The 19,357-nt window shown below is 59.5% G+C and carries 18 protein-coding genes; 11 read left to right on the top strand and 7 right to left on the bottom strand.

What is annotated here, in order from left to right; translation table 11 throughout:
• Nucleotides 1–18 precede the first annotated feature (18 nt).
• Together qcrC and ctaE are read right to left on the bottom strand one after the other, a co-directional pair.
• On the bottom strand, nt 19–813 hold the full coding sequence (qcrC, locus tag CKV89_RS09215; RefSeq protein ID WP_028326424.1) for a cytochrome bc1 complex diheme cytochrome c subunit: 795 nt from the start codon (nt 811–813) through the stop codon (nt 19–21).
• A gap of 85 nt (nt 814–898) precedes the next feature.
• Entirely contained in the window at nt 899–1,573 is a 675-nt protein-coding gene (gene ctaE / locus CKV89_RS09210; protein ID WP_456236318.1) for an aa3-type cytochrome oxidase subunit III, read from the bottom strand.
• Nucleotides 1,574–1,748: 175 nt separating this feature from the next.
• Between ctaE and CKV89_RS09205 the strand changes: the two genes are divergently transcribed.
• Both CKV89_RS09205 and trpD read left to right on the top strand, forming a co-directional pair.
• Nucleotides 1,749–2,264 carry a response regulator gene (locus tag CKV89_RS09205; protein WP_231935375.1) on the top strand — a complete coding sequence of 172 codons (516 nt, stop codon included), beginning with the start codon at nt 1,749–1,751 and terminating at the stop codon, nt 2,262–2,264.
• Nucleotides 2,261–3,328 (top strand): anthranilate phosphoribosyltransferase, encoded by a 1,068-nt coding sequence (gene trpD / locus CKV89_RS09200; RefSeq protein ID WP_028326421.1) that lies wholly within the window; start codon nt 2,261–2,263, stop codon nt 3,326–3,328. The genes CKV89_RS09205 and trpD overlap by 4 nt, the downstream gene beginning before the upstream one ends.
• A 27-nt stretch (nt 3,329–3,355) precedes the next feature.
• On the opposite strand, the gene CKV89_RS09195 is transcribed toward trpD, so the two are convergent.
• Nucleotides 3,356–5,038, bottom strand: a complete 1,683-nt coding sequence (locus CKV89_RS09195) for a DEDD exonuclease domain-containing protein (RefSeq protein WP_034400388.1) — start codon at nt 5,036–5,038, stop codon at nt 3,356–3,358.
• A gap of 124 nt (nt 5,039–5,162) precedes the next feature.
• Nucleotides 5,163–6,980: an AMP-dependent synthetase/ligase gene (locus CKV89_RS09190; protein ID WP_028326420.1), complete on the bottom strand. Its 1,818-nt coding sequence runs from the start codon at nt 6,978–6,980 to the stop codon at nt 5,163–5,165.
• Nucleotides 6,981–7,198: 218 nt separating this feature from the next.
• Between CKV89_RS09190 and CKV89_RS09185 the strand changes: the two genes are divergently transcribed.
• On the top strand, nt 7,199–8,164 hold the full coding sequence (locus CKV89_RS09185; protein ID WP_028326419.1) for an ROK family glucokinase: 966 nt from the start codon (nt 7,199–7,201) through the stop codon (nt 8,162–8,164).
• 12 nt (nt 8,165–8,176) lie between these two features.
• Here the strand turns inward: CKV89_RS09185 and CKV89_RS09180 are convergent, their stop codons facing one another.
• Nucleotides 8,177–8,698, bottom strand: a complete 522-nt coding sequence (locus CKV89_RS09180) for a hypothetical protein (protein ID WP_051277115.1) — start codon at nt 8,696–8,698, stop codon at nt 8,177–8,179.
• Between the two features lie 350 nt (nt 8,699–9,048).
• On the opposite strand from CKV89_RS09180, the gene CKV89_RS09175 reads away from it, so the two are divergent.
• From CKV89_RS09175 to CKV89_RS09165, 3 genes are all read left to right on the top strand, one after another.
• A complete protein-coding gene (locus CKV89_RS09175; protein WP_231935374.1) occupies nt 9,049–9,717 on the top strand; it encodes a lysophospholipid acyltransferase family protein in 669 nt (222 codons plus the stop codon).
• 111 nt (nt 9,718–9,828) lie between these two features.
• Entirely contained in the window at nt 9,829–11,193 is a 1,365-nt protein-coding gene (locus CKV89_RS09170; RefSeq protein WP_028326418.1) for a class II 3-deoxy-7-phosphoheptulonate synthase, read from the top strand.
• Between the two features lie 47 nt (nt 11,194–11,240).
• Nucleotides 11,241–11,828, top strand: a complete 588-nt coding sequence (locus CKV89_RS09165; RefSeq protein WP_084440822.1) for a molybdopterin-dependent oxidoreductase — start codon at nt 11,241–11,243, stop codon at nt 11,826–11,828.
• An 8-nt stretch (nt 11,829–11,836) separates the two neighbouring features.
• Here the strand turns inward: CKV89_RS09165 and CKV89_RS09160 are convergent, their stop codons facing one another.
• Nucleotides 11,837–13,786, bottom strand: a complete 1,950-nt coding sequence (locus tag CKV89_RS09160) for a Stk1 family PASTA domain-containing Ser/Thr kinase (RefSeq protein ID WP_028326417.1) — start codon at nt 13,784–13,786, stop codon at nt 11,837–11,839.
• A 72-nt stretch (nt 13,787–13,858) separates the two neighbouring features.
• On the opposite strand from CKV89_RS09160, the gene CKV89_RS09155 reads away from it, so the two are divergent.
• Nucleotides 13,859–14,293: an Rv2175c family DNA-binding protein gene (locus CKV89_RS09155; RefSeq protein ID WP_231935373.1), complete on the top strand. Its 435-nt coding sequence runs from the start codon at nt 13,859–13,861 to the stop codon at nt 14,291–14,293.
• A gap of 61 nt (nt 14,294–14,354) precedes the next feature.
• Here the strand turns inward: CKV89_RS09155 and CKV89_RS09150 are convergent, their stop codons facing one another.
• The gene (locus tag CKV89_RS09150) at nt 14,355–15,440 is read right to left on the bottom strand and encodes a polyprenyl synthetase family protein (RefSeq protein ID WP_034400384.1); all 1,086 of its coding nucleotides are present in this window, start codon (nt 15,438–15,440) and stop codon (nt 14,355–14,357) included.
• Nucleotides 15,441–16,041: 601 nt separating this feature from the next.
• On the opposite strand from CKV89_RS09150, the gene CKV89_RS09145 reads away from it, so the two are divergent.
• From CKV89_RS09145 to CKV89_RS09130, 4 genes are all read left to right on the top strand, one after another.
• Nucleotides 16,042–16,527 (top strand): SAV_6107 family HEPN domain-containing protein, encoded by a 486-nt coding sequence (locus CKV89_RS09145; protein ID WP_051277111.1) that lies wholly within the window; start codon nt 16,042–16,044, stop codon nt 16,525–16,527.
• Nucleotides 16,528–16,562: 35 nt separating this feature from the next.
• Nucleotides 16,563–17,354: a class I SAM-dependent methyltransferase gene (locus tag CKV89_RS09140; RefSeq protein WP_028326414.1), complete on the top strand. Its 792-nt coding sequence runs from the start codon at nt 16,563–16,565 to the stop codon at nt 17,352–17,354.
• A 75-nt stretch (nt 17,355–17,429) separates the two neighbouring features.
• Nucleotides 17,430–18,677, top strand: a complete 1,248-nt coding sequence (locus tag CKV89_RS09135; protein WP_028326413.1) for a DNA polymerase IV — start codon at nt 17,430–17,432, stop codon at nt 18,675–18,677.
• A 92-nt stretch (nt 18,678–18,769) separates the two neighbouring features.
• Nucleotides 18,770–19,270: a DUF3040 domain-containing protein gene (locus CKV89_RS09130; protein ID WP_231935372.1), complete on the top strand. Its 501-nt coding sequence runs from the start codon at nt 18,770–18,772 to the stop codon at nt 19,268–19,270.
• Nucleotides 19,271–19,357 lie beyond the last annotated feature (87 nt).

Genomic DNA, 19,357 nt, shown 5'->3' with positions numbered 1-19,357 from the left:
TGAGGAAAGTGTGTGGGCTCAGGCCGCTTTGCGGGTGAGCCAGACTGCGGCGCCGATCATGATCGGGATGCCCAGGCCCCAGAGGAAGTAGCCGTCGCCAACCGGTCCGAGGTTGCCCAGGGAGTGCCCGCCGTGGTTTTCGTTTTTATCGAGGTTGTGCAGGTAAGCGATGACATCGCGTTTCGCCTCGGGGTTGAGGTTCTGGTCGTTGAAGACCGGCATGGACTGAGGACCAGTGACCATGGCTTCGTAGATGTGCTTGCCTTCGATGTTGTGCAGCGGGGGAGCGAACTTTCCGCGGGTGAGTGCGCCGCCGGAGCCGGCGAAGTTGTGGCACATGGCGCAGTTGACGCGGAAGATTTCGCCACCGCGGGCGATGTTTCCACCGACGCCGCTGGCGTATTTGCTGTCTGGTACGGCCGGTCCGGGGCCGAGGGAGTCGACGTAGGCGGCGAGCTGGTCGATCTGTTTCTGGTCGAACTGGGGGTTCTTGCGCTGTGCCTGAACGCCGGGTCCGGCGAGCGGCATACGGCCGGTGCCTACCTGGAAGTCGACAGAGGCCGCGCCGACACCAACAAGCGAGGGGCCGTATTTGGTCCCCTCGCCATTGGAGCCGTGGCAAGACGCGCAGTTAGTCAGGAACAGCTGTTTGCCCACGGACACGTCGTCACCGCTGGCGGTTGCGACGGGAGCACCGGCGTCGGCCCTGCCGGGTGCGACGAGCGCGTACAGGGAGCCCATGGCGATGAGGCCAACGATGAGCAGTACGACGAAGACGGCGGGATGGCGCCGGTGGATGGCTTGAGCGTTCACGGGATTTCCTTAGCGGTCGGGTGACGATCGCGCAGGTGGGGCCGGTCGGCGTCGGCACCTGCGGTGCGTATACGTTCTCGGCGGGTTACTTGAGTAGGTAGATCGCGGCGAACAGGGCGATCCACACGACATCGACGAAGTGCCAGTAGTAGGACGTCACGATCGCCCCGGTGGCTTGGCGGTGAGTGTACGTGCGTGTCGTCATGCTGCGACCGATGATGATGAGGAATGCCACGAGACCGCCGACCACGTGGATCGCATGGAATCCGGTGGTCAGGTAGAAGACCGAGGTGTACGCGTTGGTGTGTAGTGCGTAGCCGTGGGACCACAGGGTGGCGTACTCGAGGACCTGCCCGGCGACGAAAATGCCACCGAAGATGTAGGTGAGCACGTACCACTCGCGCATGCCCCACTTGCTGAACTGCCAGATAGTGCCCTGGCGGCTGCCGATGCCGTGTTCGGCTTTGAAAACACCCAGCTGGCACCAAATCGAAGAGATAACCAGGATGAGTGTGTTCGCTGCAGCAAAGGGGACGTTGAGCTTGGCGGTTTCCTCGGCCCATAGGTCAGGGCGCACTGCGCGGATACTGAAGAAAATTGCGAACATGCCTGCGAAGAACATGAGTTCGCTAGCTAGCCAAACCATGGTGCCTACGGCTGCCATGTTTGGTCGTGTCACGGGACCTTGGCCGAACCTCGGATGGGTGCGCGGGTTCGGACTGCTGAATGAGTTGGGGGTAACGCTCGTCACGCAGGCCATTATGTCTCGAACATCACCCTCGGGTGGCCCAGTATGCACGTGAGTCCGACTCGAATCTCAGGTTTTTCTCGGTTTCGGCGCTAATTTCGCTGTTCAATGGTGCTTTGACAGGCGCGAATGTGGTCTTTCGTGCTGCAGAGCGGATGTCGACGAGTTAGGTCGTTAGGATCGGCCCATGAGTGAATTGGCAGGGTCGAGCACCACGCCTACACCCGCTGCTGCGGGGGGTGTGCAAGCCGAAGCAGTGTCCGGGACGACGGGCCAGAGCGCGCACAAGGTGCGCGTGTTGCTGTACAGCGACGATGCGTCCGTGCGTGAGCAGGTGAAGCGGTCGGTTGGCCATAAGCCTGCCCGCGACGTCGAGGTTGTTGACTGGACTGAATGCGCTACACCAGTGATCGCTGAAAAGCATGTGAAAGCCGGGGGGCTGGATCTGCTCATCCTTGATGGGGAGTCGGTTCCGCTAGGGGGGATGGGGCTGTGTCGGCAGCTCAAATGTGAGGTGTACGACTGCCCCCCTGTGATTGTGCTCACAGGGCGTCCTCAGGATGCGTGGCTGGCGGCTTGGTCCTTAGCTGACCGGGCTGTCCCGCAGCCGATCGACCCGTTGGTGATGGCCAACGCTGTTGCTGATGTGGCCCGTGAATCGAAAACCGGTTCTATCCCAGCTGGGGCAGAGGTCGCCCGATGAGCGATGGTTCGGCCGGATTCACGTGGCCGAACCTGCTCGCGGATCTCATTGCTGGGCATGATTTGTCCACGCAGGCATCTGCGTGGGCGATGGAACAGATCATGGGGGGCTTCGCTTCGCCTGCGCAGATAGCAGGTTTTTTGGTGGCGATGGCCGCCAAGGGGGAGTCCGTTGCCGAGGTGAGAGGCATTGCTGACACGATGTTGTTGCATGCTCGGCCGGTGCATGTGCCGCAGAACAGCTTGGACATTGTGGGAACCGGGGGAGATAAATCCAACACGGTGAACATTTCCACGATGGCTGCGATTGTGGCGGCAGCTACGGGGATCACTGTGGTCAAGCACGGAAACCGGGCGTCATCGTCAAAATCTGGCACCGCTGACTGTCTGGAGGCGTTGGGAGTAGATCTGACTCTTCCGCCGTCGAAGGTCGCAGCTGTGGCCCAAGAGGCAGGGATCACTTTCTGTTTTGCGCAGGTGTTTCACCCGTCGATGACCAATGCTGCGGCCCCACGTCGTGAGTTGGGAATTGCCACGATTTTCAATGTTCTGGGTCCGCTGACCAATCCCGCTCAACCTCAGTATTCGGTGATTGGGGTGGCCAAAGAGCGGATGGTTCCGGTGATCGCAGGTGTGCTCGCAGAGCGAGGAACTTCTGCGGCGGTGTGCCGTGGTGATGATGGTCTCGATGAGCTCACGTTGGCGACTACGTCACGAGTGTTGTGGGTCCGTGATGGTCAGATCGTGGAGTTCACGGTTGACCCCATCCGTTTTGGTATTGACCGTGCTCCGGTTGAAGCGCTGCGTGGCGGAGATGCTGCCCAGAACGCTGAGGTCGTGTGGGCGCTTCTGCGGGGTCGTCGAGATGCAGTCCGGGATGCTGTGGCCCTTAATGCTGGTTTGGCGGTAGCTGTCGCTGGCAGGGATGCTCACGCGGTGGTTGATCAAGCAACGTTTGAGTTGGCGTTGCAGCGCGGCGTGGACCAAGCTTGTGAGGCAATCGATTCTGGTGCCGCACTCGCCACGCTTGAGGCGTGGAGAGCAGCGGCGACTGTTTCGGTGTAACGAATCACGTGGGGTGATCTGAGCAGTTCACCCCACGTGTTCGATAAACCGATGCACATGGGCTCCTGCTCCGCCGACTGGGCAGGTCCAGGTTCCCTCTACCTCCACTAGTCGGGTTCCTTCGGTGGTGAGCCAGTGAAGGATGATGGTGATTTCTTCGGCTAGTGCTGACCCCAAACCGTTGGTGGGTGCGGGGATGTGTGCGGCGGTGGCCACCATGGCCTCGATGTAGGGCGTGGGGTCGGCTCTGGGCGGTGAAACGGTGGTTCCTGCGACGTGTCCGTGGCGAATGCACGCGAATTCCCATCCTCCGGTGGGGCGCCTGCGGCCAGCGACGATGTGGGGTATGGCGGCAAGGGTGAGGGCTTCTTGGGCGCGTTGGGCGCCTCGCATGAGGGCGTGAGCCCTGTCGCGGGTGGTTGCCGCGTCTTCGAACCGTTCACACAGTGACAGGGTGACCATGTGGTGGGAGAGTTTGTCGGCGACTGCGGTGGCGTCGCCGCGCAGCGCAGCGCGTGCGTCCGCAGCGATGCGGGAGTAGTCGGCGTGGCTTTGTGAACCGTCGCAGGGGGCGCCGCAGCGGCCTATGTCGGCTAGGGCGCATCGGTCTGTGTGTCGGGTGGGGGAGAGCCGGTCGGTGCATCTGCGCAGGGGCAGGGAGTCGTTGAGGGCGTCCAGAGCGTCGCGGGCGCGTTGGTGTGAAGAGAAGGGGCCAGCGTATGTGGCGGCGTCGTCGCGGACGGATCGCACGATTGATAGGCGCGGGAAAGGCTCGTTGGTGAGTTTTACCCACGGAGCGTTGTGGGGTCGGGTGGATCTGCGGTTGTAGTGAGGGTTGTGCTCAGCGATAAGTCGTAGTTCGCGTACCTGTGCTTCGAGGATGGTGTGGCAGACGATAGGGGTGACGCATGTGGCGATGTTGATCATGTCGCGGATGCGTGAGCGGTTTTCCGAGGAGGTGAAGTAGGAACGGACACGGCGGCGAATGTCTACGGATGTGCCGACGTATAGCACCCGGTCAGAGTTGTCTTTGAAGATATACACCCCAGGAGCTGAGGGCAGGTTGTCGGCGAGGTTACGTTTGCGTTGTTGTGCTGGGGTGACTGCGGTGGAGAAGGTGTCGAGTTCTTCAAGGGTGGTGACGCCGTGGCCTGCTGCACGGGCGATGAGGGCGTGGAGGACATCGACGGTGGCTTTGGCGTCGTCGAGGGCTCGGTGGTTGGGGGTGGTCTCGGTGGAGAACAGGTGGGCGAGGGTGCCGAGTTTGTGGTTGGGGGCTTCGTCTCGGGAGACGAGCTTGCGTGCTAGGGGCAGGGTGTCGACGACGTGGTTGTTGCCCCAAGTGAGGTTGAGTCGTTCAGTGGCGGCTTTGAGGAATCCGATGTCAAAGGGGGCGTTGTGGGCCACGAGCACTGCGTCTGCGGCGAACTCTAGGAATGCAGGGACGGCGGTGTGTTCTTCGGGAGCTTGAGCGACCATCGCGTCAGTGATTCCGGTGAGGACGGCGATGAACGGTGGGATGGGGATGGTGGGGTTGACCAGTGTTTGGAATTCGCCAGTGATTTCTCCGCCACAGATTTTTACGGCGCCGATTTCGGTTATTCGTCCGCTGGCTGCGTTGCTGCCGGTTGTTTCGAGGTCGACTACCACGAACGTGACTTGTGACAGCGGTGTGCCCAGTTCGTCGAGAGTCCCCTGGATGGCGTGCATTTCGTGACCCTAACGTCTACGACTGACAAGGTTTGTGGGCGTGTGGGGTTAGTTCGCAGCTGAGCCGCTCTCGTTTGCCTACGTGGGCGTTGAGAGCGGCTCATCGCTGCTGAGGGCTACCTGTTTAGTTGCGTGGCTCGGCGTAGAGGGCTTCTACCTCGCGGGCTCTTTTCTTTAGGACGACTTCGCGTTTGACCTTCAATGAAGGTGTGAGCATGCCGTTGTCTTCGGTGAAGTCTTCTTTGACGAGGCGGAATTTGCGCACGGATTCGGCTCGGCTGACACCTTTGTTTGCGCGGTCGACTGCAAGCTGGATGCGCTCTCGGACGAACTCGTCTTGGAGGGCTTTTTCGAGGGTGAGGTCAGGCATGTCGTGCGCTTTACCCCAGGCCGGGATCATGTCTGCATCCAACGTGATAAGAGCGCCGACGAAGGGGCGCTGGTCACCGACCACCATGACTTGGGATACGAGGGGGTGCGACCTGATGGCGTCTTCCAGGGGTGCTGGATAGACGTTTTTTCCGCCTGCGGTGACGATGATTTCTTTGGACCGGCCGGTGATGTACAGGCACCCGTCGGAGTCCAGACTGCCGAGGTCGCCAGTGCGGAACCAACCGTCGGGGGTGAACGCGTGTGCGTTGGCTTTTTCGTCGCCGTCGTATCCGGTGAACACTCCAGGGCCAGTCACTTGGATTTCGCCGTCATCAGCGATGCGCACTGATGTTCCGGGCATGGGGCGCCCGACACTGCCGATACGGTGCAAGGCAGGGTTACAGGCACTGATGGGTGCGGTGGTTTCGGTGAGCCCGTAGCCCTCGTAAATGTCCACACCCATGCCGCGGAAGAAGTGTCCTAGTCGTGCACCCAGTGGTGCTCCTCCACTGACGGAGTTGCGGATTCGCCCACCCATGGCTTCACGCATTTTGGAGTACACGAGCACGTCGAACAGTTTGTGTTGCAGCCGCAGTGGTGCAGGGATGCGGCCTTTGTCGATGGCGCGGCTGTAGGCGATCGCTACGCGGGTGGCCAAGGTGAATAGTCCGCGGTGACCTTGTGCGGAAAGTTTGCTGTTGGTGGCGTTGTAAACCTTCTCGAATACTCGCGGTACGCCAAGAATGAAGGTGGGTTTGAACGACTGCAGGTCGTCCATGAGGTTTTTCACATCGGGGGCGTGGGCGGTGCGCATCCGAGCCGAGATTGCGGCTACGGAGATAACACGCTGGAGCACGTGTGCCAGCGGTAGGAACATCAGCATGGCGGCGTCTTCGGCGAACAGGATTTCGGCGAAGACTTCGCGGATTGACTCGGTGAGTTCGACGAAGTTGGCGTGGCTGAGGGGGCAGGCTTTGGGGGTTCCGGTGGTTCCGGAGGTGTACATGATTGTTGCCGGCGAATCGGGGGTGAGGTGTTCGCGGGCGGCGCGCAGGGTCTCTTCGTCGGTTTGGTCTGCGCGGCTGATGATCATGTCGACGTCGCCGCCTTCGATCTGCCACACGTGCTGCAGGGCGGGGAGCCGGTCGCGGACGGAGTCCACTGTTGCTTCGTGTTCGAATGTTTCAACGAACACGGCGGTGGTTTCGCTGTGGCCCAGGATGTGGGCTACCTGGTCGGCGGAGGAGGTTTCGTAGATCGGGACGGTTACTGCGCCGATGCGCCAGCAGGCCAGATCGATGAGAGTCCATTCGAACCGGGTGCGGCTCATGATGCCTACGCGGTCTCCGGGTTTGATACCTGAGGCGAGCAGACCGCGGGCGGTGGCTTCCATGCGGTCGTGGGCTTGTTGCACGGTCAGCGGTTCCCAGAGGTGGTCATTGCTGGCCATGTTTTTGATGTCGAAGAGGATGCGTTGCGGGTCCTCGTCCGCCTGCACGGTGAGCAGGTCCGCGAGTGTGCTGTAGGGAAGCGGTTGGTGCTCCGGGCTAGGGACGTGGATTTCCTTCATCGTGGCCTTCCGGCAAGAGAGGGGACGGGCTGTGTCGCGGTGTGGACCAGCCGAGGGTGCCGTTAGTGTTTCATGACCTTTCGGTGTTGTGCGCCACGGCTGTTTGTTGGAGGGGGTTGATTATTGCTAGGCGGGCTGTAGGGGTGAGAATGGCGCGGCCGGGCGCTCCTGGTGGGTAAGTGTGTGATGTCGAAGGTCTGCGGAAGGGGTTATGCCAGATGAGTGAGTGTTTGGCCGTAGGTATCGATATCGGCGGTACCAAGGTTTCCGGTGGGGTTGTGGGTGAGGATGGCCGGATTTTGCGTCGTTCGCGGCGGCACACACCAGATCGGTCAAAAAGTCCGCGCGTAGTTGAAGACACCATCGTGGCTGTGGTTGATGAGCTGACTGATGGGTTAGAAGTTTCGGCGGTCGGTATCGGTGCTGCTGGTTTTGTGTCGGTGGATGGAGCCCGGGTGGTTTTTGCGCCACATTTGTCTTGGCGGAATGAGCCATTGCGGGACTCTTTAGCGCAGCGCTTGGGGATGCGGGTTCATGTGGAGAACGACGCTAACGCGGCGTTGTGGGCGGAATACCGTTTTGGGTGCGCTGCGGGGGAGTCGCACGTCGTGATGATCACGTTGGGTACTGGTATCGGGGGAGCTTTGCTTGAAGAGGGCGGGCTACGCCGGGGCCGGTATGGCATCGCGGGTGAGTACGGGCATATGCAGGTGGTTCCGGATGGGCGGCGTTGTGAATGTGGCAACCGTGGCTGTTGGGAGCAGTACTCCTCGGGTAACGCGTTGGTGCGTGAGGCAAAAGCATTGATCGAGAATGAATCGCCGATGAGTGTGGAGTTGGCTGCGCGCGTGCAGGAGGCAGGCGGGGTGCTGACTGGGCCGTTGGTGACGGAAGCGGCGCGCAACGGTGACGCTACTGCGGTGGAGCTGCTCGCCGAGGTGGGGCAATGGTTAGGGGTGGGGATGGCCAACCTAGCTGCCGCGGTAGATCCAGGACTGTTTGTAGTGGGAGGCGGAGTGAGCGCCGCGGGGGACCTTCTCGTGGAACCCGCGCGGGAGATGTTCGCTAAAAAGTTGACCGGTCGGGGGTACCGGCCGGTGGCCAAAGTGGTTGCGGCTGCGTTGGGTAATGACGCCGGTTTGATCGGTGCTGCGGATTTAGCGCGCTCAGAAACACGGGGCTAATCCCGTGAAGGCTTAGACGACAGCGCCGTCGTTGCGGTCTTCTTCTTCAGGGTCTCGACGGGCAGGAAGCCGAGAAACCATAAGACCGAAGCCTACAAACGTGCCAACCACGGCAAGCCAGAACAGGTACCGAGGCGCACCCGGAGCGAACACGACAAGCACGATCAGCATCAGCGGCCCCCCGACCATTCCCAGCACCGCGCCCCACAAGGTCGGGTTGTGGAAATGGAAAGGGTTTTCCGGGTTTGGGGGGACGAACTCTTCTTCGTCCTCTTCGGCAGGGGTGTATGTGCGCCATCCGCGGGGAAGATCCACCCGTGAACCGAAAACTTCTTGAGGAGTTGTAGGTCGGCGCATGCCTGTGCCTCGTTCCTCGCTCTGCGCGGACTTGTCCTCTTGAGTGGAGGATTCCGGCGTGGAGGGTTTCCGGTCGGCTACTTGATCCCAGTTCGCGATGATCCCAGCGAACGCAGCATCGATACCGTCCTTATCGTCGCCGTGTGAGCCGGGGCGCGGAGTGTCCATGCGCGACATCGGATTAGCCTTTCTGACTCAACGGTGCACACCGGTGATCCCGCAACATTGCCGCAGCAACATTCACCGGGCCGCAGGCGTACCAACGGCTAAAACAAGTGTGGCACGTGGCGCAGAAACGAACCGAGATCGCACATAGCGTGTGGGGCGAACCAAGCTCCCGTAAAGTGACCCAGGCGCGTATCCGATGCAGCTACCGCGACCTCTTCGCACCAGAGCGGACAGCCAAGCCAAACGCGTCGTGATGAAGCACCCAGCCGCCCACACGGGGTGCCATAGGGGGAGGACCTACGTTGCTGTACTGGACACTGAAGCGACTGCTCGGACCGGTGTTGCGCACTGCGTTCCGTATGAAGGTGCACGGGTTGGAGAAAGTCCCCACCCAAGGCCCAGCAATCCTGGCGAGCAATCACTTGTCCTTCTCGGACTCAATCTTTCTCCCCGTGGCACTTCCACGTCGGATCACATTCCCAGCCAAGCTTGAATACTTCACCCAGCCTGGTCTGATCGGTGCCATAAAAAGAGGTTTCTTCACCGGCGTAGGGCAAATCCCCATTGACCGCTCCGGTGGCCCTAAAAGCGCTGCCGCTCTCGAGGCCGGCCTGGAAGTTCTCAACCGAGACGAACTCTTCGGTATTTACCCAGAAGGCACCCGCTCACCCGATGGGCGCCTTTACAAAGGAAAAACAGGCATGGTCCGGATGGCTATGCGAGCTGGCGTGCCGATCATTCCAGTCGCCATGATCGGCACTGATATCGCGCAACCCACCGGCCAAAAAATTCCCAAACTCGTTCCCATCGAAGTGCGTTTCGGTGACCCAATCCATCTGGACCACCTTGTTGGAAAAGAAGATGACCAGGCCCTTATTCGCGCCGCAACAGACCAGGTCATGCAGGCACTAGCGGACCTTTCCGGGCAGGAATATGTCCACGAATACGCCGCTGATCGGAAGAAATTTTTGCAGGAGCAAGCCGCGCGCGCAGCGGGGCAAAAAGATAGCGGACCCGCAACGAATTAAGCGTTTTCCGAGCAGCTGCTCCTGCTGCGGTAAGGCCAGGCAGAGCGAATGTGGTGATCGTGTCCCAGCAGTCAGGCGATGTGGCCATAGGTGCGTCGTACTCTTGGGCATGTGACTTCTGCTTCGCCTCTGACCTGGCCCGATCTGCCAGCACGTCAGCAACCGATTTGGCCAGACAAGGCCGCGCTCGCTGACGCTTCGGCGCGGCTGGCCAGTTTCCCGCCCCTCGTATTTGCAGGTGAGGCGGATATCCTGCGCTCTCGTATTGCACAGGCCGCGCAAGGCAAAGCATTCATGCTCATGGGTGGTGACTGCGCGGAGACTTTCGCTTCAGCAACTGCTAACAATATTCGTGACCGGGTTAAAACTATTCTGCAGATGGCAGCGGTTTTGACCTATGGCGCGAGCATGCCAGTGGTGAAAATTGGTCGCATCGCGGGGCAATATGCGAAACCGCGGAGCAAAGACAGCGAGACGCGAGACGGGGTCACTCTTCCTTCGTACCGTGGTGATTTGGTTAATGACTTCGCTTTCACTGAGCAGGCGCGTACCCCTGACCCCCACCGGCTCGTTGAGGCCTATCATGCAAGTGCATCAACACTGAATCTTGTTCGCGCTTTCACGCAGGGCGGTTTCGCTGATCTGCGCTATGTGCACGAGTGGAACAAAGGGTTTGTTAAATCTTCCGCTAACAGCAAATATGAGCGGATTGCGCACGATATCGATAAAGCCATGCGCTTCATGGTGGCGTGCGGTGTTGATTTCGATGCACTGAAAGCCGTCGATGTGTGGGCCAGCCACGAGGCTCTCGTCCTTGACTATGAGAAACCATTGACGCGTATTGATTCTCGTACGGGGAAGCCTTACGCCACGTCAGGACATTTTGTGTGGGTGGGCGAGCGGACCAGGGATATTGATGGCGCTCACATTGATTTCATCTCTCGAATAACTAATCCGGTAGGAATGAAAGTCGGGCCAGCCGCGGATGTAAAAGACATCCTCGCCATCGCTGAAAAAGTGAACCCAACTAACGCTCCCGGGCGTTTGACCCTCATCACGCGGATGGGAGCAAAAACTATCCGCGAAAAACTTCCACCGATATTGGCCGGAGTGAAAGAAGCAGGGGTATGCATTACGTGGGTGTGTGACCCGATGCACGGCAACACATTCGAGTCCTCTACGGGGTTCAAAACACGCAGATTCGAAGACATCGTCGAAGAGGTCCGTGGATTCTTTGACGCCCACCGAGATGCGGGAACTGTGCCAGGCGGCATTCACCTAGAACTAACTGGCAATGATGTCACCGAATGCCTAGGTGGAACGTTCAAGGTGGACGATCTCGATCTCGAACGGCGATACGAAACCCTCTGTGACCCGCGGCTTAACCACCAGCAGAGTCTTGAGATGGCTTTCGTCATTGCCGAAATCCTGTCTGAACAGAGTAGAACAGGTGAAGAACTTCTTCACCGAGCCTAAGCAAACGGCACGGTCGCGAACGGAATCCTTGAACGGGACGAGAACGTATGGGCCATGGCGATGTGACGGGTACTGGTATAGGCGAGGCATGTAACGGGCCCCAACGCGCCAGCGCTCGTCACTACGGTCCTGTGCCCCGCCTAGATATGAACAGGTGGCGATTAGCCATCACTGGCGCCACCTGTGGAGGCATGTATTGCTACACATGGGACGACATACTCGACATGCCCATGATCGACGTGCCTGGAACGATCCACTGCGCCCAACAAGGCCGAGGCATCACCCAGATCTGGCGGGGCGTACCCACCTCACACCTGCTGAGCACCGCTCCACCAGACCCCAAAGCCACCCACGCTTTAGCCGCTGCGGCGTACGGGTTTTCCAGCACTCTTCGTTTACGTGACCTCAATCATCCGGAAACGATTCTCGCCACGTGCGTTGATGGAGTTCCCTTGACGCCGCAGCACGGCGCCCCCTTGCGCCTATTCGCGCCGCACCTGTTCGGATGGAAAAGCGTGAAATGGTTGCTGGAAATCAGCTACCTCATGGCGCCAGAACCAGGGTTCTGGGAATGCCGCGGCTATCACATGGTGGGGAAAGTCAGTGATGGTCACATTTACGCTCACCAAGAGTGACCTCACAGTCACACCACATACACCTTGATGACGCTGCCACGCGGCACTGCTGTGCCCGGAGCCGGGTCGGTGCTGCGGACAGTGTCAAACAAGCCACCAACGACTTTCTCTGCCTGCATCGCAAGCCCAGCTGACTCCAGAGCATTCCGCGCATCAGCCTCAGACATGCCAGAGACATCCGGAACGTTGACGACGTCTGGGCCCTTACTGACAACGATCTCTACCGTGTCCCCGCGGTGCAGCTTTCCGCCGGATGGAGACTGCCGGAGTACAGCATTAGGCGGGACACGGTCAGAGAATTCTTTACCGGTCACGCGCACGCGCAGGCCACGCCGTTCCAGTTCAGCAGTGGCATCAGAGAGGCTACGTCCGGTGAAGTCATCAACGCTGATTGGTTCTCGGCCACGGCTAACGACGACGCTGACCTCGCTGCCTGGGCGCAGCGATGTGCCCGCAGCAGGTTTGGAACTAATCACGGTCCCGGCGGGTACTTTTTCGTTCCACTCTTTTGTGCGCTTACCCAAAACAAGATGATTTTGCTCAAGGAGTTTGGCAGCTGCATCCGGTGTTGAACCGGCGAGCTCGGGAACGTTGTACCGTTCCGGTCCCCCTGAAACGATGAGGGTCACCGGGTCTTGGCGGTGAGTTGCTGTGCCAGCAGGGGGTTCAGTACGGATAACGCTGCCACTGGGCACTGTCTCTGAATATTCCTGGGTCACGGTGGACTCCAGCCCCAAACCATTAAGCGCAGCTTCTGCATCTTTACGAGTGACGCCAGCAAGGGTGGGGATGTCTACTGCTCCGCCAGGTCCTGCGGTGAAGAACCAAGACCCAGCGCTAATGACAGCGACCAGAACAGCTGCAACGATCCCAGTTTGGATGCGTCGCTTCGTGTTTTTGGGGCGAGGAGCGCGGACAGGTTTGGCTGCTGCGGATTTTTTCTTCCAGCCCTTTTTCTTTTTTGGGTTTTTTTCTTCAGGTGCTGATGGGGGAGTGATAACAGGTAGCTTGCGGGTTTCTGGGGAGCCGATGACAGCCAAGCTTTGCGTAGCGTCACTGACGTATTTTTGGGTGGAGTCATGCGGGGCAGGAGTTTCCTCTGCTGCGGGGCGCTCCAGCGCTGCGGGAGGAAGGCGGTCTAGTTCTTCGTCGGTGAGCCCCTGACGTACTTCACGTGCCCTATCACGGAACTCGGCGGCGTCCGCAGGGCGCAAAAGATGATTGGTGGCAGTGGCAGCTGCGACGAGCTCAACTAGTGTCGCGGGAAGTTCAGCATCGATAGCGGCTATGTCAGCTGAAGTGGCCCCTTCGGGTGGGCCGTCATTGTCGTAGGCAGGCTTACCAGTCAGCATCTCAGCCAAAACCAGACCGGCAGCGTAGACATCTGTGCGAGGGTCGCTGACACCGCCGACGCGCTGCTCGGGGGCAGCATAAGCAAGGGTGATGTATCCGGCTGCTGCTGCTCCTACTGCGGCAGCCAAACCGAAGTCAGTGACTTTAACGATGCCGTCATGGCGAATCATCACATTGCTGGGTGTGATGTCGCGGTGGACGATTCCGAGTTTGTGCGCTGCTGATAGCCCAGCGAGGATGCCATCCAATGTTTCGAGGGCTTCGCGAGGGGTGAAGGCACCTAGCTCGTGCAGACGTGCCCGCAGGGTGGTTCCCCGCAGAAATTCCATGGTCAAGAAAACCAGGTCACCATCGTCTCCCTGATCGAGCACGGCGACGACGTGTGGATCATCCAGTCGGGCGATGGATTGAGCTTCGTGCCGGAAAGAAGCTACTCGCTCAGGATCTTGAGCCAGATTGGGGTGCATGATTTTCAGCGCCACTTCACGACTGAGACGTTCGTCGCGAGCCACATAGACGGCAGCCATACCGCCATCGGCGATGTGGCGCAGCACCGTGTAACGACCGTCCAAGACCTTACCCGTCACGTCCCCCACTGCGTCCATTGCTCCAGTCTAAGAGGACGTCTAGTCAGGTGAGTCCATCCACATTTGTCTGTAAGTGGCAGTCTTGATGTTGTGAACGACGAACTGAACGTATCGAGCCAACCACAGGACTCGACGCCGCAGCTGAGTGACGAGCAGAAGCGTCGCGCGGCAGCTTTGGAAGAACTCGTGGACGCGTGGGTGAGCATCCCTGGGCTTGCCGAAATTCAGGGGCTGCGCTTGAACGATGTGCGCAGGCAGCTCAAGGACGGCGACCTCGTGGGCGTTCGCCGCACAGAGAGCAACGCGATCTATGTTCCAGCGAGATTCCTCGTGGACAACGCGCCTGCACCCAGGCTGAAAGGAACCGTCACAGTCTTGCGTGATGGTGGGATGTCTGACGAGGAACTCCTCGAATGGCTTTTCACCCCAGATGCCACACTCCCTGGCGGTGGCAGCGCAATGGATGCCTTTGATGCTGGTTTCGTTACCGAGGTGCGTCGCCGCGCGATGGAGAGCGCTTTGTAAGAGGCGTATCACACTTTGTGAGGGGCGGGGCCAGTCATATGCCCCGCCCTTTCACGTGTGCTCAGGTGTTTCGCTCAGTAGCAACGTGGATGAGTTCGGCTAGTTCTGCTTTGCCTTCGGTGGTGAGTTCTGTGGTTGCAGCGAGTGCCTCGTGGGCGGTTTGGGCCCCGGCGCGAATCATGGTTTCGTGGCGTTCCATCGCGCCGGTGGTGATGAAGATTTCACGGGCGCGTTCTACTTGCTCGCTGGTGAGGTTTTCTTCGCCAATGAGCGAGGCGAGAAAGTCTGTTTCTTCTGGTGAGGCTGCATCGAGCGCGAGGGCTAGCAGTACGGTCCGTTTTCCTTCGCGTAGGTCGTCTCCGGCTGGTTTTCCGGTCGTTTCGGGGTTCCCGAAAACGCCGAGGACGTCGTCACGTAGTTGGAATGCTTCACCGACGGCTAGGCCGTAGCGGGACAGGAGTTCTCGGTCGGTGGGGTTGATGCCTGCGGCGTCAGCACCGATGAGGGCGGGTTGTTCGATGGAGTATTTCGCGCTTTTGAACTGCACGACTTTGCGGGCTTGTTCGATGCGTTCGGCTGTGCTGATGTTTTTCCAGCCACGGTTTGAGATGACAAATTCGAGCCACTGTCCTGCCATGAGTTGGCTTCGCATGGTGTTGAATTCGATGCGGGCCCGGTTGAGTTCCTCCAGGGGTAGTCCGCTGTCGAGGAAGAGTTGTTCGCTGGCGACTAGGCATAGATCACCTGCTAGTACTGCCCCGGAGAGCCCGAATCGTTCAGGGGAGCGTTCCCAGCCGGCTTCGCGGTGGGCTTGAGCGAAAGCGACATGGGCTGCAGGGGCTCCGCGGCGTACGGCACTGTCATCCATGACGTCGTCATGGATGAGTGCTGCGCCTTGGAAAAACTCCAGAGCTGCTCCAACGCGTACAGCTGCGTGGTCATGTGTGCCTCCGGCTGCTTTGTATGCCTGGTAGCAGAAGAGGGCACGGAAGCGTTTTCCGCCTGACAGTAGCTGTGCGATGGCGTCGAGGAGTTGATCGGATTCCGGACCGACAGGTGTCACGAGGGCTCGCTGCTCCGACAAGGCGGAGTCGATTGCCTGTTGTACTTCGTGGCGGAAATCGGCCAGGGGAAGGGAAGAGTTCAACGGGTCCTCCAGAGCGGGTGGTCCGTTCCAGCCTAGTGCTTGTATGCACTCGCGAGCGTTGCTGGCTAGGTGTGTTACGTCTGGCAGTGCTGATAGGCGCCAGCGAACGCACCACCCATCACGCCGCGCTACAGGCACCCGAGTGCATGGCGTCGGATGGGGTTTGGGTAAGGACCGTGGGAGGCTACCAGGCAGATAGGCGACCACATCGATTTGAGGTCACTTTCCGAAAATAGCAGCGATTCTGGTGGGTTATCGAAATCGCAGCGGAGGTGAAGGGTTTCTGCCGGTTTGTTTTCCCGCGGCATGGAGTGTGAATTGAAATCAAGAGGAGCCCGGGTTGATTAACGGGTGAAACAGAATTGTTTTACTCTTCCCGTTAGGGGTTTATGTGGTTCTTTAATTGTATTATTGCAAGTAGAGGACCCTGGTGTTCCGCTCTACTTGTATTTGGTTTTGATGTGATCTTCGAGAAGTTCACATTTCAGCTGTCTTTTCGAGAATTACGACAGGTGCATGTGAGAAAGAAAATTCATCTACGCCGCACCCTCCACGCCTGTACTCCTGGCTATTAAGGCCACCAGCCACGAAAGACCCCACAATGGTCCCACGAACTGCCACCGGAAAACGCAGAACAGCCAGCAGCACCGCAGCCCTGGATCTACTGGCCAAAGCCCACACCATCTGCACCCGAGCGCTCAATACACAAACAGCACCCGAACGCTACGTCGACGCCCACCTGGCAGCATTGCGCGCCGCGGGAGCAATTGTGGCCGCCAAACTTGGCACTCCCACACCCAGAGGAACCTGGGCTGCTGTTGCTGAACTTGCTCCTGAACTCAGTGACTGGTCCATCTATTTCGCCCGCGCAACCACGCGCAGGCAACGCATCGAAAACGGCCTGTGGGAACCCAGCGACGATGAAGCAGCCTCGTTCGTCGAAGCATCAAAAACATTCATAGACCTCACTGCAGCTGTCCTCGGAGTGCCTTTAACTCCAGCTAGTCCCGTCGCCAATACCACTAGGCCACCACGAACAGAGGGCCATGAACAACGCATGGAACGTATGGTGAGCAATGGGTTTTGATACCCGTTCAATCCATCTCAGGAAGGAGCCTGCCCATGGCCGAAGAAGCGAGTGAACTCACCCCCCTCGGCGAAAGCCCTGCTCGCTCTAGCGCAGTCTGGGAGGCTGTTACCGCATCCTTGCGCTCACGAGCCCAGGCCGTAGGGCGGCCACTGCGGATCCTTGATTTCGGTGGAGGAGCCGGTGGGTTAGCTGTGCCGCTAGCTCGGCGAGGATATGAGATCACTGTTGTTGACCCCAGCCCCAACGCTTTGGCGTCCCTGACTCAACGCGCACAAGAAGTTGGTGGATTGGAGAACATCACCGCTTTTCAAGGCGATGTGGATTCCTTGAGCCAAATTGTGCCCGCAGCGGGAGTGGATGCGGTGTTGTGCCACGGTGTTCTAGAGCACGTGGATGCCCCTGCGGATGCTGTTGCCGAGCTTGCGCGTGTGCTCACCCATGGCGGGGTACTCAGTCTGACAGTGGCGCAGCGAGTAGGCGCAGTGATGTCGCGGGCGCTGAGTGGTCGTTTCGAGCAGGCTCGGCAGGTGCTACTCAGTGAAGATGGCCGTTGGGGTGAGAAGGATCCATTGCGTCGTCGTTTCGATGCTGCAGAGATTGCTGAACTGCTCGCAGGCAGCGGCTTGGAAATCGTAGATGCAGAGGGCGTGCGTGTGTTTGAGGGGCTTGTGCCAGCCTCTCTGGTTTCCAGTGATGCTGAGCGCGAGTCTCTACGTGCGCTGGAGCGTGCTGTGGCGGGGCATCCGGCATCGGCGCACTTGGCGCACATTGGGGCGTCTTTGCACGTGTTGGCGAGCAAAGCTGCGATTGATTCGGGGCAGTGATTTTGATGGTGCTGTGCTTGCTGTGTGCATAGGTGCAGTGGTGAGTCGCGGTTGTGTCGTGTTGGGGTGCTCACGGTGAGTAGACGACGTTTTTCGATCCCGGCGCGGCACAGCCACGGCCCTGTTGATGACACTGGCTGCGTCATTCTGCATGTCGACATGGATGCGTTTTATGCCTCGGTCACGTTGCTGAATCACCCGCACTTGATAGGTAAGCCAGTGATTATCGGGGGTGGGACGCGAGGGGTGGTTTTATCTGCCACGTATGAGGCGCGAGCTTTTGGGGTGGCCTCGGCGATGCCGATGTCACGCGCGGTGCGGTTGTGTCCGCAGGCAGTGGTGCTGCCGCCTCAGCATGAGCGGTATCGGGCGGTTTCGGCTGCGGTGATGGAAACGTTCGCGACGGTGACGCCTGTGATTGAGCCGTTGTCGTTGGATGAGGCGTTTTTGGATGTGTCGGGTGCGGTGCGCAGGTTGGGTTCACCGGCGGTCATCGCCGAGCAGATCCGTGCAGCGATTTTCGCTGAGCAGGGCATCACATGCTCGGTAGGGGTGGCGTCGACAAAGTTTGTGGCGAAGATTGCCTCGGGAATGGCTAAGCCGGACGGCATGTTGGTGGTTCCGGTGGCGGAGATGGTCGAGTTTGTGCAGCAGTTACCGGTGGGGGCGTTGTGGGGTGTGGGGGATAAAACGGAGGAGCATTTGCATCGGTTGGGGTTGCGGTACGTCTCGGATATCGCCGCTACATCGGTATCGACGCTGCGGCACGCTTTGGGCGCTACCGGTGAGCATTTGTATGCGATGGCTTGGGGTAAAGATCCGCGTGTGGTGACCCCTGAACGGGTGGAGAAGAGTATCGGGGCGGATCAAACTTTTGAGCACGATATTGATGATGTGACTGAGCTGCAGCGGCGATTGTTGGCGATGTGTGAAAAGACCGCTGCTCGCGCTAGAGCAGCAGGGATGGTGGGGCGAACGATTACGTTGCGGGTGCGTTTTTCAGATTTCACGACGGTAACCAGGTCGGTGACTGTGCAGGAGCACACTGATGTGGGTCGGGAAATTTTTCTTCAGGCGCGAGGTTTGTTCGACAACCTTGCCGTGCAGGGAATGCGGGTGCGGTTGGTGGGGGTGCGGTTGGAGGGTTTGGTGCGTCGTGCTGAGGTTGCGGTGCAGCGGGATCTGTTCGCGCCAGAACAAGGGTGGCGTGAGGCAGAGGTGGCGGTAGATGCGGCGAGTGCACGATTTGGTCAGGGGATTGTTCGGCCGGCGAGTTTGTTGAAACGCGACTCTGGCGAGGATGGGATGAGGCTGCGTGAGTGAGGTGGGTCACGCAGTTGGGTGGCTGGTGGAGAGGGTGGGACGCAACCCGCGGCCTAATCCCTGGTAAAAACTGTGGCCCGACACCTATTCTGGTGTTCAGCCCTGTCTATGGGGTGCGGGTTTTTGGAGTTGTTGTGGTGCGTCCCCACTGTGGGGCGGTCGGTGGTTTGTTGGTCGAGGAGGTTGCGATGCCCCTGTCCGAGAACGAGCAGAAGATGCTCGATCAGATGGAGCGCGCCCTGTATGCGGAGGATCCGCGGTTTGCGTCGTCTATGCGTGGTGGGGTGGCCGGGGGGTCGTCTCGTCAGCGGGTGGTGGTTGGTTGTGTGGGAGCAGTGGTGGGTTTGGGGTTGGTTTTGGGTGGTGTTGCCGGGAACCTGATTTGGCTTGGTGTGGTGGGTTTTGTGGCGATGGTGGGCGGTATGGCCTGGGCTTTCACGCCAGCGACGTTGAAGCGTAAGCAGGCAGGGTCCGCGCCGAGGCGAGGTTTTTCTGGGCGTTCTGCTGGAGGGCGTCGTGCTTCGTCGTCGGGGTCGTTCTCGCAGCGTTTGGAGCAGCGGTGGGAGCGTCGTCGTCGGGAGAACGGTTTTTAATCTGCGGCGTAGGTGCTGAAAAAAGTTTTTCCATGTGTGGGGGGAGCTACCAATTTTGGTAGCTCCCCCCACACATGGAGTTGTTGT

The organism is Dermatophilus congolensis, from assembly GCF_900187045.1.
GTDB classification, from domain to species: domain Bacteria; phylum Actinomycetota; class Actinomycetes; order Actinomycetales; family Dermatophilaceae; genus Dermatophilus; species Dermatophilus congolensis.
This window is presented reverse-complemented; position numbering and strand designations above follow the sequence as displayed.